The following is a 14,231-nucleotide window of genomic DNA, read 5'->3' on the forward strand; positions in this document are numbered from 1 at the left end:
AAATTTTTCCGTGTCTTTTTTTAAAACATTCCTGCATTGGCCATTGCACCAACAGCTCCAGCGATAACTGCTGCTAAGGTAATGAAAGCCATTAGCCATGCCATGACAATAGTCAATTTTTGAAAACCAGATTTCTTTTTCTTCTTTCGTGCCATAAAAAGCCCTCCTATTTGAACAATATTTTATGCTTATTAATAGTTTTTTTCAAATCAATTGTAGTTTAGAATAAAGGAATGGAGGAACTTTTATGCTTTATATTTTCCTAATGCCGATTATTGGTTTAGTGGTTGCTTTTGTAATCAATTTATTATTTCCACATGCGCAGTTTAGAGGTTACGATGTTTTGCCATTCTTTTTCATCGCGGGATGCAATTTAATTACGGCGCATATGAATCAACCTTCTTTTTTACCATATGGCTTTTTGATTTATTTTATCTTGGTTATCGTTGTTTCACTGAATGATGCGATAAAGAATAAAAATATTTCTTTAAGCAAAACATTACGCAAATTATGGGACTATTTAGCCGCATGTACTAGTTTATGGTACGTGGGATTATTATTAATGATGCTTATATGAGACAGATCTTATTTGTATATACGAAAGGTGCAAAATGATAATATTTTGCACCTTTTTTAAATTTTGTAAAAAGAAAAATTATAAATAAATCTAAAAATCTGTATTTTTTGCCCATGCAGGTGGTAGAGAGTGGTGAATTGTGGTAAATTATTTAGTGGAAGGGGGCTAGACCATGTTCATGGGTGAATACCACCACAATCTGGATAGCAAGGGTCGTTTAATTATACCAGCGAAACTGCGTGAACAGATTGGCGACAAGATGGTGTTCACGCGAGGAATGGAAGGCTGCATTTTTGGCTATTCGATGGACGAATGGTCAAAGATTGAAGCTAAATTAGCAAAACTTCCGTTGACTAAGAGGAATGCGCGTAAATTTATGCGTTTATTCTACTCTGGTGCGATGGAATGTGAGTTTGATAAGCAGGGTCGCGTTAATCTGACAGCAACGCTCAAAGACCATGCTAAACTCATAAAAGAATGTGTCATTATAGGTGTTTCTAACCGAATTGAAATTTGGTCTAAGGAGCGTTGGGATAGCTTCGAAGAAGAAGCTAACGAAGACTATGATGACATTGCTGAAAATTTGGACGACATTGAACTATAAAATATGAAATTCAAACACACCAGTGTACTCTTACATGAAACTATCGACAATTTGAAACCAAAAAACGGTGGTCTTTATGTAGATGCAACTTTTGGCGGTGGTGGGCATGCAAGATATTTGCTCAGCAAAATTGACACCGGTACGTTGATAGGTTTTGACCAAGATGAATACGCAATAAAATCGGCAAAGTTGAACTTTGCTAATTTATTGGAACCGGATAGTGAACCTAAATTGAAGCTCGTACATGACAACTTTACGAATCTGCAGCGGGATCTGGTTGAGCTAGGTTATTCAGATGGCATAGATGGCATATACTATGATTTAGGTGTCTCATCCCCTCAGTTTGATCAGGCTGATCGCGGTTTTTCATACCGCTATAATGCTCGGCTTGATATGAGGATGGATCAAAGTCAAAGCTTAGATGCTTATCAGTTAGTTAATACTTTAAGTCAAAAAGAACTAGCGGATATTTTGTACAAATATGGAGATGAAAAATTCTCCCGTCAAATAGCTCACAAAATCGTGGAAAGACGTAAGGATAAGCCAATTGTGACAACTTTTGAACTGGTTGACATAATTAAAGAGGCAATCCCTGCATATGCACGAAGGACAGGAGGACACCCGGCAAAGAAGAGTTTTCAAGCTTTGCGAGTGGCCGTTAATCATGAATTAGATGTATTGCAAGCTTCTCTGGAAGAAGCAATTAGGGTCTTAAGACCTGGCGGTCGAATCAGTGTGATTACATTCCAGTCTCATGAAGATAAAATCGTTAAAAAGATTTTTAAGAAGTATTCAGAAGTAGAGGTGCCAAGAGGGATGCCTTTTGTACCAGACGATATGAAACCAACGCTGCGTTTGGTTAATCGCAAACCAATTACCGCCTCGACTTCGGAGTTAGAGAAAAATAACCGCTCACACAGTGCAAAACTACGGGTTGCAGAGAAGTTATAAAGAGGAAAATGTTATGGCTGACAGTTCAGCAAGAAGAATAGAATATGAACCAAGTAAGCAAAATGGTTCTAAGAAACGTCAACGAATTATCCTTGATCCGCGTAAAGTTCCTTATAATTGGGTAGAAAAAACTTTATTAATTGTTGGAAGCGTGATTACGCTTGGGATGATGATTTTTTTAGTTTCTTCTAGCATTTCTGCAACTTCGGCTCAACATGAGTTAACCAATACTCAACAATCAGTTGCTAAGGAACAGAACAGGATTACCGATTTACGTCAAGAAATTGGTGAGTTGACCTCAACTACGCGTTTAAATAAAATTGCTCGCGAAAAGGGCTTAACTCTTATTAATAAAAACATTAGGACAATTCGCTAATGAAAAAAAACAGTAATTTAAAATTACAAAAATCCAAAGCCCACAGCTACCGCTTTACAGTGGGGAGATTTCTCCAAGTAGCTGTCGCTTTGGTTTTTCTTGTATTTACGGCTAGATTTTTATATATCGGAATATCTAAGACAGTTAATGGTGAAAATTTATCCGAACGTACTAAAGAGCTTTATAAACGTAATCAGGTTATTAAAGCCACGCGCGGAACCATTTATGATCGAAATGGATTGGCGATTGCGGAAGAATCGCATTTGTACACTATTTATGCAATTTTGGATAAGTCGTCAATCAACTACAAAAACAAGCCAGAATATGTAGTTAATAAATCTGAGACAGCTGAAAAGTTGGCTAAAGTTTTGCCAATGTCGGCGGATAAGATCTATCAATATCTGACGCCAAAGCACAAGACTTTCCAAGTTCAATTTGGTACAGCAGGCAGCTGGTTAACCAGCAAGCAAAAGAAGAAGATTGAGGCAATGAAATTGCCAGGAATTAAATTCTTGGCTACGCCATCTAGACTTTATCCTAATGGTAATTTTGCTTCTCACGTTGTGGGTTTGGCTCAACCTATCTATGATAAAAAGACCAATGCTCAAAACTTGGTAGGTACCATGGGGATTGAAGCCTACTTTAACAAGACTTTGACTGGTACTGATGGTTACCGAATTTCTTCAGTTGATGCATCTGAATATCAAATGCCTAATGGCAATCAGATTTATAAGCCAGTTAAGAATGGTAACAACCTCTACCTGACGCTTGATTCACAACTGCAAAGTTATCTTGAATCGCGTTTGACAGATGTACAAAAGGCTTACAGTCCAACATCAATGACTGCAGTTGTTGAAGATATGAAGACTGGGAAGATTTTGGCAGCTTCACAACGGCCAACGTTTAACCCACAAACTAGAAAAGGTTTAACTAAGGCATATCGTAATATCTTAGTTCAAGATACTTATGAACCGGGTTCAGTATTCAAGGTACTTTCCTTTGCGGCAGTAGTTAACAGTGGCAATTACAACCCTAATGAATACTATCGTTCAGGATCAGTAAATATTGGCGGCTCAACTATTCACGACTGGTTAACTTCTGGTTGGGGTACAATTCCATTTTCACAAGCCTTCGAGCGTTCAAGTAACACTGGGTTTGTTAAGTTGGAACAAAAGATGGGTGCCAAGACCTGGAAGAAATACTTGAAGAAGTTCCATATTGGTGAAAAGACTGGAATTACGCTTCCAGGAGAACAACCAGGCTTCATTTCATTCAAGACGCCAGTTGACCAGGCCGTTACTGCATTTGGTCAGGGTGTAAACGTCAATGTAATGCAAATGATGCAGGCTTACAGTTCACTTGCTAATAATGGTCAAATGGTCAAGCCGCAATTAGTTGATAAGATTACTGACTCAAACGGTAAAACAATTAAGGGCTATGAAATCAAGAAAGTTGGTTCACCAGTTTACAGCAATAAGACCAAGAAAATTGTTTTAGCTAATATGAAGAAGGTACTTAATAAACAATCTGGTACTGGTAATGCCTACAAGATGGGTAATGCTGATATTGGTGTTAAAACTGGTACTGCTCAGATAGCTAATCCAAAGGGCGGCGGTTATTTGAAGGGCGACAGCAACTACATCTTCTCAGTAGTTGGTGTTTACCCTGCAAGCAGTCCACGCTATTGTATTTACTTAACGCTTAAACAACCACATTTAGGTGGTGGTGCTACTGCTGAAAAGATCTTGGCTTCTATCTTTAAGCCAATGATGAGCAGAATCATCTCAATGTCTAAAAACGACAATGCTTCAACTACTGTTGAAGTACCTAACCTTAAGGGCATGACCTATAATCAAGCTGTTGCCAAAGCAAATCAAATTGGTTTGAATATTGTTAAGGTTGGTAGTGGCAAGAAGATTATTGATCAAGGCATCAAGAAGGGCGAAAGATTGGAGTCAGGCGATAAGATATTTGTATCTACATCTGGTAAGGTAACTTGCCCAGATATGCGCGGCTGGAGCATTAATGATTTGTATGAGTTTGCAAACCTCACAGGCGTTAAATTTAGTATGAAGGGAACCGGAACTGTTGCTAGCCAAGATGTGGCTAAAGGGACAGAAATAAAGGCCGGGAAGAAAATAAAAGTTAATTTAAAGGAGTAGCATAGAATGAATATTATGCTGGCAAGCTGTATTGCTTTAGTTAGTTCACTGATTTTGACAGTGATTTTTATACCGTTGTTGATTAGATTCATGCGTTCACACCATGAAGGACAAGAAATTCGTGATGAAGGTCCTAAGTGGCACCAGAAAAAATCTGGTACGCCAACTATGGGAGGAACAGTTTTCGTTATCGCTGCTGGTATTTCCGTTATTTGGGTTGCTGCATGGCAACATAATTTGAACAAAGTAGTCTGGATTTTGGTTATCAGTTTGTTGGGCTACGGTATAATTGGTTTCCTTGATGATGGAATCAAACTTTACTTCAAGCGTAATTTAGGTTTGAGAGCATGGCAAAAATTAGCTCTTCAAATTATTATTGCGATTGTAATTGTTATGATTGCTTCAAGTGATCATTTCCAATTTGGCTTGTACATTCCTTTCGCCGGAGTTGTGCATAGCGTAGTTTTATTCATCATTTTCATTATTTTCTGGCTGGTTGGTTTTTCAAACGCTGTTAACTTGTCAGATGGACTTGATGGTTTAGCAACTGGCTTATCGGTTGTGGCCTACGGTACTTATGCTTATATTGCATTTAAACAAAAGAATTTTGCTGTTTTGGCCTTTTGTATGAGTGTAATCGGTGGTTTAATTGCCTTCTTTATTTTCAACCATAAACCAGCTAAGATCTTTATGGGGGATGCTGGTTCCCTTGCTTTAGGTGGCGGTTTGGCTACTGTAAGTATCATGCTTAACAGACCATGGTCACTTTTGCTTGTCGGAATTGTCTTTGTTTGCGAAACTGCTAGTGTAATTTTGCAGGTAATTTCATTCCAAACAACAGGTAAGAGAATCTTTAAGATGACTCCTATTCACCACCACTTCGAAATGCTGGGCTGGTCCGAATGGAAAGTTGACACTGTATTTTGGATTGTTGGTTTAATTGGTAGTATTTTGTATTTAGCGATTTGGGGATAAAAAATGAAGGATATTAAAACTTATACTGATAAGAATATTTTAGTTTTAGGTTTAGGAAAAAGCGGTTTTGCTGTTAGTGAGTTGCTATTAAAGTTGGGCGCTAAGCTAACTTTAAATGACAAAGCTGATCTTGATAAGAATGAAAAAGCACAAGAATTAAAGGCTAGAGGCGTCCGTGTAATCGGTGGACATCACCCAGTTGACCTTCTTGAAAAAGAACACTTTGATTATTTAGTTAAGAACCCAGGTATACCCTACGAAAACCAAATGGTCCAAAAGGCTGAGGAATTAAATATTCCTATTATTACTGAACCTGAAATCGCATTGAGCTGCAGTGAGGCGCCTTATGTTTGTGTAACAGGTTCAAACGGTAAGACTACTACAGTAATGCTTACTCAAAGAATTTTGGATCACCATTTGCAAAAATCTGGTCACCACGCTTATGCCGTTGGTAACATTGGTGTGCCAATTTCAGAAGTTGTTCCTAAGGCCACTAAAGACGATATCTTAGTAGTGGAAATTTCAAGCTTCCAACTTTTAGGTGTAACTGACATTGATCCTAAGGTTGCAGCTATCGTTGATATTTATCACAATGTTCACTTGGACTACCACAAGACCTTTGAAAATTATGTCAACGCAAAATTGAACGTAACTAGAACCCAAACTAGTGACGATTACTTTATCGCTAACTATGATCAAAAGGACATTTTGGCTCAAGAAAAGAAAGTATCTCCAGCTAAGATGCAAACTTTCTCAGAAACTGATCATAATGCAGATTACTTTATCGGTGATGAATATCTTGAAAGCCAAAACGAAAAGATTATGAAGATTGCTGATATCAAGTTGCCAGGTATCCATAACTTGCAAAACAGTTTAGTAGCGATCGCTATTTCTAAGATTATGGGTGCTGACAATGATGATATTGCGGCAGTTTTAAGCACTTTTACTGGTGCTAAGCATCGTTTGCAATATGTAACAACACTTGATGGTCGAAAGGTTTATAATGATTCTAAGTCAACTAATATTGAAGCTGCTACGGTAGCCATTCCTGCATTTAAGGAACCAGAAGTGTTAATTGCTGGTGGTCTAGATAGAGGATTCACCTTTGACGATTTGGTACCATTATTTAAGAAGCACGTTAAGTCAATCGTTCTTTATGGTGAAACTAAGTATCTTTTGGCTGATGCAGCTAGAAAAGCTGGCATTAAGGATATCGTGATCGTTAATACCCTTCAAGAAGCCGTTCCAAGAGCTTATGAATTGACTGAACCTGGCGACGTATTATTGTTCTCACCAGCTTGTGCTTCATGGGATCAATTCAGAACCTTCGAAGAACGTGGCGATTACTTTGTTAGATTTGTTAAGGAATTAAAGACTAAATAAAATGAGAGTTATATTTACAGGCGGCGGAACTGGTGGCCACATTTACCCAATCATGGCAATTATTGAACGTTTGAAAGAACGCGGAATTAGCAAAAGCGATGAAATCTTGTTTGTAGGTACGCAAAAGGGTCTAGAATCAAGAATCGTTCCTGCTGCTGGGGTTAACTTTAAAACCATTAAGATTCAAGGCTTTAACCGTAAGCATCCGTTGAAGAACTTTGAGACGATAAAGTTGTTCTTGCAAGCTACCAAGAGTGCACGTAAGATTTTGCAAGAATTTAAACCAGACGTTGTGTTAGGTACTGGTGGTTATGTAAGTGGTGCGATGGTTTATGAAGCTGCCAAAATGCATATTCCAACCATGATCCACGAATCAAACTCTGTAGTTGGTTTAGCTAACAAGTTTTTAGGTCACTATGTTGACAAAATTTGTTACACCTTTGATGATGCTGCCAAAGAATTTTATGAAAAGAAAAAATTGGTTAAGACAGGTAATCCTCGTTCACAACAAGTTTTAGGCTTGCACGAAGAAAAGATCGATTTGAAGAAAGAATGGGGTCTTAACCCACAAATGCCAACAGTGTTGGTCTTTGGTGGTTCACGTGGTGCATTGGCAATCAACCGCATCATGCTTCAGTCATTAATGACACTTAAAAAGAAGTCATATCAAATCATCTGGGCTACAGGTACTTATTACTTTGACTCTGTTCAAAAGAAGTTAAAGGATGTTGATATTGGTACAAACATTAAGATTTTGCCATATATTAAGAACATGCCTGAGCTTTTGCCACAAATGACCTGTGTTGTTTCTAGATCAGGTGCAACCAGTATTGCGGAATTTACTGCATTAGGTGTTCCAGTAATTTTAATTCCAAGTCCAAATGTTACTCATAATCACCAAATGAAGAACGCACTTGATTTGGAAAAAGCTGGTGCAGCATTAGTTATTCCTGAAGATGACTTAAATCCAAATAATTTCGTCTCTTCAATTGATCACATTTTGCTTGATGAAAAATATGCTCATGAAATGAGCAAAGCCTCCAAGGCTTTAGGTGTTCCAGATGCCTCTGATCAAGTAATTAAGGTAATGCAAGAAATTTCTCGTTAGAAAGCAGGTGAGGCAGATGGCCAAAAAGCCGGTAACAAAAATTGATCCAAGAAAAGAATTGTCTCCTTACTTGAATCATGAATTTAATCAGCAGAAAAATAGCCGCAAGGGACAAGCCAAGATCTCTGCCTCGCTTTCTAGTCTGCAAGCCGAAAGACGTCGTTCATTGAGACGCAGACTAGGTTTAATAATGACTGTTTCAATTTTGGCAGTTGTAGGTTTAGGCTGTTATATTTCGCCCTTAGCAAATATTAGTACGGTTAAAGTAGTAGGTGCAGATGATTTGCCAATTAAAGAGGTTGTTAAGGTCTCTAAAATTAAAGCAAGCGATAAGGTTTTTGATTATTTGTTCCAGCAGAAAGACTTAAGTCAAAAGCTGTCCAAGAAATATCCTGAAATTCAAAGTGCACAAGCTCATTTAGGCCATGTTAATCAATTGATTTTACAGGTTAATGAGCGGCCAACAATGGGATATTTGAAAGATGGAGATAATTATCGCAAGATTTTAAATAATGGCCAAATCGGCAGCAAGTCTTTAACTTGGTCAAAGGTAGATCAAGATAAACCTATTTTCGTTGGGTACAACAAATCAGGTTCCTTAAAAGAAGATTTAAAGTTGTTTAATAGTTTACCTAAAAACTTCAGAAATCAGGTAAAATTATTAAGTGGGAACACTAGACGAAATTCGCAAATTATTTTTGTCATGAAAGATGGCAATGTAGTTGTTGGTAATGTTGTTACTATCAAAGATAAGGTTAAATATTACGACCAGATTAAAGTCAAGGCTGGTAAGAACAGCTTAATCGATTTGGAAGTAGGCGCATTTAGTAGACCTTTAACTTCTAGTGAGAAAAGGGCTTACGGTATATCGTAACTGCTATAAATATTTATCTATGTTAAAAATTTTTTAGGGCAAATATTAATGGGGGCTTAATTTTGGAGAACTCAAATCTTTTAGTGGGACTCGATATAGGAACCACAAGTATAAAAGCCGTTGTTGCAGATTCAGGTAAAGTGATTGGTGCAGTTACCACGCCTAATTCTGGCATGAGACATGGTCAAATCGTTGATATCGATCAAACTGCTGCGGCAATTAGTAGAGCACTTAAGAGTGTAGCTGAAAAGACTAACGCTAAAATATATAGCGTTGTTGCTGGGATTCCAGTAGGGATGCTGCAATTAGAGACAGCTACTGGTTTTAGCAATGTTGGCGAACAAGGCCAAGAAGTAAGTAATGGTGATGTTAAGCGTGCAATCCAATCTGCTATTAAATCTGCAGCTAAGGATAATCGTGATGCAATCACTTTCTTGCCAAGTCGCTTTTTAATCGATGGTAAGACCGAAGTTGACGATCCAAGAAAGATGATCGCTCGTTCATTAGGCGTAAGTGGCATTTTGCTTACTGCTCCTACAGGTCCATTGCACAACATTAAGAAAGCAATCGAACGAGCTGGATATCATAATAACTTCTTCGTACCAACTCCATTGGCAATTTCCAGTGTTGCATTAAACGAAAGCGAGCGCACCTTTGGGTCAGTTATTATTGACTTAGGTGGCGGTGTAAGTACTGCGACTGTAATTAAAGATGATCAAATCAAATACGCTAACATCGACTTAGAAGGTGGCAGCGATATTACTAATGATATCTCCACTGTTTTAAGTATTTCTAAGAGCGATGCGGAACAAATTAAATTGGATTATGGTTATGCAGATCCTGATTTTGCCTCAAAGAATGATAAGTTTGCAATTAACAGCGTAGGCGCTAATGGACAACAAATGATTGATGAGGTTTACCTCAGTGAAATCATTAATGCTCGTTTGGAGCAAATTTTGACCAGATTAGGTAAAGGGCTTGCTAAGCACCATGCCTTAAAGCAACCAGGTGGTATCGTAATTACCGGTGGCACAAGCTTGTTAGAAGGCATTGATAGTTTGACGGCCAATGGCTTAAATGTAAAAGCACGTATTTATCAACCTGATCAAATTGGAATGCGTAATCCAATTTATACTGCTGCTTATGGTATTGTAAATTATTCATACAAGATGTCAGAAATCTACTATTTAGTTAACGGAGTAATTTACGGCTTTGGTGAAACTGAAGTTGAAGAACCTGTTCAAACAAAAAGTTCCAAGATTTCGAAAAGTACGGCTTCTAATAGTGAAAGTCAAGCCAAAGAAGCTTATAATAGAAACAAAATATCCGATGAAGACGCATCTTCATCGGATGAAAAATATAATAATCGAGAAAAAACTAATGGCTTAAAGAGCTTCTTTAAGAAATTCTTTGATTAAAGGTGGGTAAATTTAATGGATTTTACATTCGATTCAGACGACAATAAAAATGCTGTCATCAAAGTTATTGGTGTTGGCGGTGCCGGAGGCAATGCTGTTAACCGAATGATTGACGATGGTGTACAAGGAGTTTCCTTTATTGCAGCAAACACTGATGTGCAAGCATTAAACAGCAATAAAGCTGAAAACAAGATTCAATTAGGACCTAAATTGACACGTGGTTTAGGTGCTGGTTCACATCCAGAAGTTGGACAAAAAGCAGCTGAAGAAAGTGAACAAACAATTGAAGATGCACTCAAGGGTGCAGATATGATCTTCATTACCGCTGGTATGGGTGGTGGTACCGGTACTGGTGCAGCTCCTGTAGTAGCCAAAATTGCACGTGAGACTGGTGCTTTAACCGTTGGGGTAGTTACACGTCCATTTAGTTTTGAAGGCCCTAAGCGTTCAAAAAACGCCGCTGAAGGTATTACTCAACTTAAGCAATACGTTGACACTTTAGTTATCATTGCTAATAACCGTTTGCTTGAAATGGTTGACAAGAAGACCCCTATGATGGATGCCTTCAAGGAAGCAGATAATGTCTTGAAGCAAGGTGTTCAAGGTATTTCAGACTTGATCACTTCAACTGACTACGTTAACTTGGACTTTGCCGATGTTAAGACTGTTATGGAAAACCAAGGTGCAGCCTTGATGGGTATCGGTCGTGCTAGTGGTGAAAACAGAACTGTTGAAGCAACTAAGCTTGCTATTTCTTCACCACTTCTTGAAGTTTCAATCGATGGTGCTAAGCAAGTTCTTCTTAACATTACTGGTGGTCCTGACCTTACTTTGTTTGAAGCACAAGATGCATCAGAAATCGTTTCTAAGGCAGCTGGCGATGATGTAAACATTATCTTCGGTACTTCAATTAATCCAAACTTAGGTGATGAAGTTGTTGTAACAGTTATTGCTACTGGTATTGATTCTGAAGCCGAAGAAGCTGCATCAAAGCAGTTACCAGGACGCAGTCACCAAATTAAGGCTCAACCTAAGAAGGCTGCTGAACCAGAAGCTAATAAGACAGTTCAACCTGAAACTGAAACTCAACCAGTTGATCGACCACAAACTGTTCACCCAGCTTCTGAAACAGAAGAAAAGCATGAAGCTCCAAAGCAAACTATGGTAGATCCTACTAGTGTTTGGGGTTTGAACGATAATCAAGATAATCAAAGAAGAAATGCCAAGCCTGCTGAACCAATGAAGGATCAAGAAAGTTTTGATGCTTTTGGTAATGATGGTCAAGACAGTATTTCTCAAATTGAAACTAGTGCTCAAGATGACGATGATGATAACAGTGATATCCCATTCTTTAAGCATCGTGGCGAAAACTAGTAGTCGGAGGTAAATAACGATGGCTTTTGATAAATTAGGCAGATTCTTTGGAATTTCAAATGATGATGAATTGGAAAATGATGAAGAATATGTTGCTCAGAGTAACGAAAACAACGAAGATGTACCTCTAAATTCTGTAAGCCGTGATAATGTAGTATCAATTAAATCCGGTTTAAATTCATCTAAGAGCAAAATCGTATTGTACGAACCTAGAGTTTATTCAGATGCTAAAGATGTTGCACAAAACTTGCTTAACAATAAAGCAGTGGTGATCAATTTTAGTAGAATGGAAGACGACTCAGCTCGTAGAATCGTTGATTTCATTACAGGCACGGTTTATGCCTTGAATGGTGAAATCCAACGCATCGGTGATCGAATCTTTTTGGCTACGCCACCAAAGTTTGTCACTGATGGAAAAATTAGTGATTTAGTGGATAAGAAAGATAATTTAAGTTAATGTTCAACGTAATACATACAATTTATTTAATTCTTACTTGGATATTATGGCTCTACAGTCTTTTTATCGTAATCGACGCAATTATGAGTTGGTTGCCAATGTTGCGCAACTCAGCTGTGGGGCGCTTCTTAGATAAAGTTGTTAATCCATATCTAGACTTATTTAGAAGAGGTCCACTTGCTAGATTAGCTTATTCAACGGGGATTGATGTTTCTCCAATAATTGCGTTATTCATTTTGTATTTCGTACAAAATTATGTCTTGATTTGGATTTTTAATCTTTTATTGAGGCTAGTAGGTTAATGGAACGTAGACAAGCAAGTAAGTTTTACCCACATTTTAATCAAGAAGAAAGACCAGTAATTGACTATTTTACTGGTCTTTTTAATCAGTTGATTTTTAAACATGAATCAATTTTAACGGATTTTCTAGATCCAGCTAAAAGAGATATTTTGAAAACAATTGTTGGTAATGATGCCTTTATCCAAGAGTATGGTGGTTATTCTGACGCAGAAAAGAAGAGGGTATTTTTAAGCGAGGAATGGGTTAATCTTCGTCCAGACGATTACCAAATTCAGCCCTATGAAATAGATTACCCTCAGAAATTTATTCAAATTAATCACAGTGCCATCTTAGGTACTTTAGCTAATTCAGGCATTGATACTGATACTTTTGGTGATATCATTACTGATGGAAATGGCAAGTGGCAGTTTTTTGCTAAAAAAGAACTAGCTGATTTCTTTGAAGAACAAATCGATCGAATAGGAAGAGCACAAGTAAAATTAAAACCAATTACGTTTAAAGAGGTTTTAGTGCCCGAAGATGATTCTAGTGAAAAAACTGAAATTGTTGCTTCTATGAGAATCGATGCTGTTTTGTCTGGGATCAGCAAACAAAGCCGCGGCCAAATCCAAAAGATGATTAATAGTCAATTAGTCAAATTAAATTGGCATGACGTAATAGATTCTAATATAATGGTAAAAGAAAATGATGTCTTAAGCCTAAGACATTTTGGTCGAATTTTAATTGAGGATGTTTCGGCTACAAGAAAAGGTAAGTATAAGGTGGTGCTCAAACTTTGGCAGACAAAAAAACGCAATTGACTCCAATGGATATTCATAATAAGGAGTTTAAGTCTAGGGGGCGTAATGGTTATGATCGCTACGAAGTAGACAGCTTCTTAGATGAAATCGTTGATAATTATGGGGATGCGCTTGATCAAATCGTTGATTTAAAGAATGAGGTTGTATCTTTAAACTCTAAGATAAAAGATCTACAAGCTCAAGTTGATGAATACAATGACAAGAAGAAATCAATCAATAAGTCTCTTATTTCTGCTCAACAAAATGCAGATGAAATGAAAGAAAGAGCAGAGGCAGAAGCTAGACGCATTGTTGAAGATGCTAAAAAGCAAGCTGAGACTGATACAAATTATCAAAAGCAACAACAAGAAGTTATTTCAAGCGATTATAAGCGCTTGAAAGAGCAAATTGGTGAATTCCGTAATCGGATGCAATCAATGTTACAAGATGAAATTGATAATTTGAGTGATGAACGTTGGCAACATGCATTGGATGAATATTTCCATACACAACGTTTCTATCCAGGTGGCGGTGCTGAACCTCTTCCAGCTGGTCCAGAATCACAAGAAGAAGAGTTTGCTCGTGAAGCCGCATTAGACGATGATGACGACGAAGATATTGACAACTACGATGAAAATGACGTAAACTCTTCTCAAGACCCTGATGATTTGAGTTTAGAAACGCCAGATGATCCTGACGACGATGACAATGATTCAGCTCCTAAGCCAATGACAGGGGACAGTCCGAGTCATGAGACAGTTAATATTAAGCCCGACGATGCAGCAAGCAAGTTAGGTTCAACGATTGTATTTCCGGACGATTATAAAAAATAGCTAATTAGATTGACAGTAAAACTTGATGGCAAATCAGCGAGTTAGTGGTGGTGCGAGA

General features: G+C 37.8%; 16 protein-coding genes. 15 read left to right on the forward strand and 1 reads right to left on the reverse strand.

Annotated elements, in window-relative coordinates:
* Nucleotides 1-20: 20 nt before the first annotated feature.
* The gene (locus LA20531_RS09715) at nt 21-155 is read right to left on the reverse strand and encodes a DUF4044 domain-containing protein (protein WP_082589002.1); all 135 of its coding nucleotides are present in this window, start codon (nt 153-155) and stop codon (nt 21-23) included.
* A gap of 92 nt (nt 156-247) precedes the next feature.
* Between LA20531_RS09715 and LA20531_RS09720 the strand changes: the two genes are divergently transcribed.
* The 15 genes from LA20531_RS09720 (at nt 248) to LA20531_RS09790 (ending at nt 14,173) form a co-directional block, all read left to right on the forward strand.
* Nucleotides 248-577: a DUF3397 domain-containing protein gene (locus tag LA20531_RS09720; protein ID WP_056939675.1), complete on the forward strand. Its 330-nt coding sequence runs from the start codon at nt 248-250 to the stop codon at nt 575-577.
* 172 nt (nt 578-749) lie between these two features.
* A complete protein-coding gene (gene mraZ, locus LA20531_RS09725) occupies nt 750-1,181 on the forward strand; it encodes a division/cell wall cluster transcriptional repressor MraZ (RefSeq protein ID WP_013437620.1) in 432 nt (143 codons plus the stop codon).
* A gap of 3 nt (nt 1,182-1,184) precedes the next feature.
* A complete protein-coding gene (gene rsmH, locus LA20531_RS09730; RefSeq protein WP_056939674.1) occupies nt 1,185-2,132 on the forward strand; it encodes a 16S rRNA (cytosine(1402)-N(4))-methyltransferase RsmH in 948 nt (315 codons plus the stop codon).
* A 13-nt stretch (nt 2,133-2,145) separates the two neighbouring features.
* Nucleotides 2,146-2,508 carry a cell division protein FtsL gene (ftsL, locus tag LA20531_RS09735; protein ID WP_056939673.1) on the forward strand — a complete coding sequence of 121 codons (363 nt, stop codon included), beginning with the start codon at nt 2,146-2,148 and terminating at the stop codon, nt 2,506-2,508.
* Entirely contained in the window at nt 2,508-4,670 is a 2,163-nt protein-coding gene (locus LA20531_RS09740) for a penicillin-binding protein (RefSeq protein ID WP_056939672.1), read from the forward strand. Before ftsL ends, LA20531_RS09740 begins: the two co-directional genes overlap by 1 nt.
* Nucleotides 4,671-4,676: 6 nt before the next feature.
* Nucleotides 4,677-5,645, forward strand: a complete 969-nt coding sequence (gene mraY, locus LA20531_RS09745) for a phospho-N-acetylmuramoyl-pentapeptide-transferase (RefSeq protein WP_056939671.1) — start codon at nt 4,677-4,679, stop codon at nt 5,643-5,645.
* Between the two features lie 3 nt (nt 5,646-5,648).
* Nucleotides 5,649-7,028 (forward strand): UDP-N-acetylmuramoyl-L-alanine--D-glutamate ligase, encoded by a 1,380-nt coding sequence (murD, locus tag LA20531_RS09750; RefSeq protein WP_013437625.1) that lies wholly within the window; start codon nt 5,649-5,651, stop codon nt 7,026-7,028.
* A 1-nt stretch (nt 7,029) separates the two neighbouring features.
* Nucleotides 7,030-8,136 (forward strand): undecaprenyldiphospho-muramoylpentapeptide beta-N-acetylglucosaminyltransferase, encoded by a 1,107-nt coding sequence (murG, locus tag LA20531_RS09755; protein ID WP_056939670.1) that lies wholly within the window; start codon nt 7,030-7,032, stop codon nt 8,134-8,136.
* Nucleotides 8,137-8,152: 16 nt separating this feature from the next.
* On the forward strand, nt 8,153-9,010 hold the full coding sequence (locus LA20531_RS09760; protein WP_056939669.1) for a cell division protein FtsQ/DivIB: 858 nt from the start codon (nt 8,153-8,155) through the stop codon (nt 9,008-9,010).
* Between the two features lie 62 nt (nt 9,011-9,072).
* Nucleotides 9,073-10,428 (forward strand): cell division protein FtsA, encoded by a 1,356-nt coding sequence (gene ftsA, locus LA20531_RS09765; protein ID WP_056939668.1) that lies wholly within the window; start codon nt 9,073-9,075, stop codon nt 10,426-10,428.
* A gap of 15 nt (nt 10,429-10,443) precedes the next feature.
* Nucleotides 10,444-11,802: a cell division protein FtsZ gene (gene ftsZ / locus LA20531_RS09770; RefSeq protein ID WP_056939667.1), complete on the forward strand. Its 1,359-nt coding sequence runs from the start codon at nt 10,444-10,446 to the stop codon at nt 11,800-11,802.
* A 19-nt stretch (nt 11,803-11,821) separates the two neighbouring features.
* Nucleotides 11,822-12,259 carry a cell division protein SepF gene (locus LA20531_RS09775; protein WP_056939666.1) on the forward strand — a complete coding sequence of 146 codons (438 nt, stop codon included), beginning with the start codon at nt 11,822-11,824 and terminating at the stop codon, nt 12,257-12,259.
* Nucleotides 12,259-12,561: a YggT family protein gene (locus LA20531_RS09780; protein WP_056939665.1), complete on the forward strand. Its 303-nt coding sequence runs from the start codon at nt 12,259-12,261 to the stop codon at nt 12,559-12,561. Before LA20531_RS09775 ends, LA20531_RS09780 begins: the two co-directional genes overlap by 1 nt.
* Entirely contained in the window at nt 12,561-13,361 is an 801-nt protein-coding gene (locus LA20531_RS09785) for a YlmH family RNA-binding protein (RefSeq protein ID WP_056939664.1), read from the forward strand. Before LA20531_RS09780 ends, LA20531_RS09785 begins: the two co-directional genes overlap by 1 nt.
* Nucleotides 13,337-14,173 carry a DivIVA domain-containing protein gene (locus tag LA20531_RS09790; protein WP_056939663.1) on the forward strand — a complete coding sequence of 279 codons (837 nt, stop codon included), beginning with the start codon at nt 13,337-13,339 and terminating at the stop codon, nt 14,171-14,173. Before LA20531_RS09785 ends, LA20531_RS09790 begins: the two co-directional genes overlap by 25 nt.
* Nucleotides 14,174-14,231: the final 58 nt, after the last annotated feature.

Origin of the sequence: Lactobacillus amylovorus DSM 20531, from assembly GCF_002706375.1 — a bacterium.
Classification (GTDB): Bacteria; Bacillota; Bacilli; order Lactobacillales; family Lactobacillaceae; genus Lactobacillus; species Lactobacillus amylovorus.

Bases quoted from the DNA above. Each gene is read 5' to 3' on its own strand.
- LA20531_RS09715 (WP_082589002.1), bottom strand. From the start codon at position 155: ATGGCACGAAAGAAGAAAAAGAAATCTGGTTTTCAAAAATTGACTATT.
- LA20531_RS09720 (WP_056939675.1), top strand. From the start codon at position 248: ATGCTTTATATTTTCCTAATGCCGATTATTGGTTTAGTGGTTGCTTTT.
- mraZ (WP_013437620.1), top strand. From the start codon at position 750: ATGTTCATGGGTGAATACCACCACAATCTGGATAGCAAGGGTCGTTTA.
- rsmH (WP_056939674.1), top strand. From the start codon at position 1,185: ATGAAATTCAAACACACCAGTGTACTCTTACATGAAACTATCGACAAT.
- ftsL (WP_056939673.1), top strand. From the start codon at position 2,146: ATGGCTGACAGTTCAGCAAGAAGAATAGAATATGAACCAAGTAAGCAA.
- LA20531_RS09740 (WP_056939672.1), top strand. From the start codon at position 2,508: ATGAAAAAAAACAGTAATTTAAAATTACAAAAATCCAAAGCCCACAGC.
- mraY (WP_056939671.1), top strand. From the start codon at position 4,677: ATGAATATTATGCTGGCAAGCTGTATTGCTTTAGTTAGTTCACTGATT.
- murD (WP_013437625.1), top strand. From the start codon at position 5,649: ATGAAGGATATTAAAACTTATACTGATAAGAATATTTTAGTTTTAGGT.
- murG (WP_056939670.1), top strand. From the start codon at position 7,030: ATGAGAGTTATATTTACAGGCGGCGGAACTGGTGGCCACATTTACCCA.
- LA20531_RS09760 (WP_056939669.1), top strand. From the start codon at position 8,153: ATGGCCAAAAAGCCGGTAACAAAAATTGATCCAAGAAAAGAATTGTCT.
- ftsZ (WP_056939667.1), top strand. From the start codon at position 10,444: ATGGATTTTACATTCGATTCAGACGACAATAAAAATGCTGTCATCAAA.
- LA20531_RS09775 (WP_056939666.1), top strand. From the start codon at position 11,822: ATGGCTTTTGATAAATTAGGCAGATTCTTTGGAATTTCAAATGATGAT.
- LA20531_RS09780 (WP_056939665.1), top strand. From the start codon at position 12,259: ATGTTCAACGTAATACATACAATTTATTTAATTCTTACTTGGATATTA.
- LA20531_RS09785 (WP_056939664.1), top strand. From the start codon at position 12,561: ATGGAACGTAGACAAGCAAGTAAGTTTTACCCACATTTTAATCAAGAA.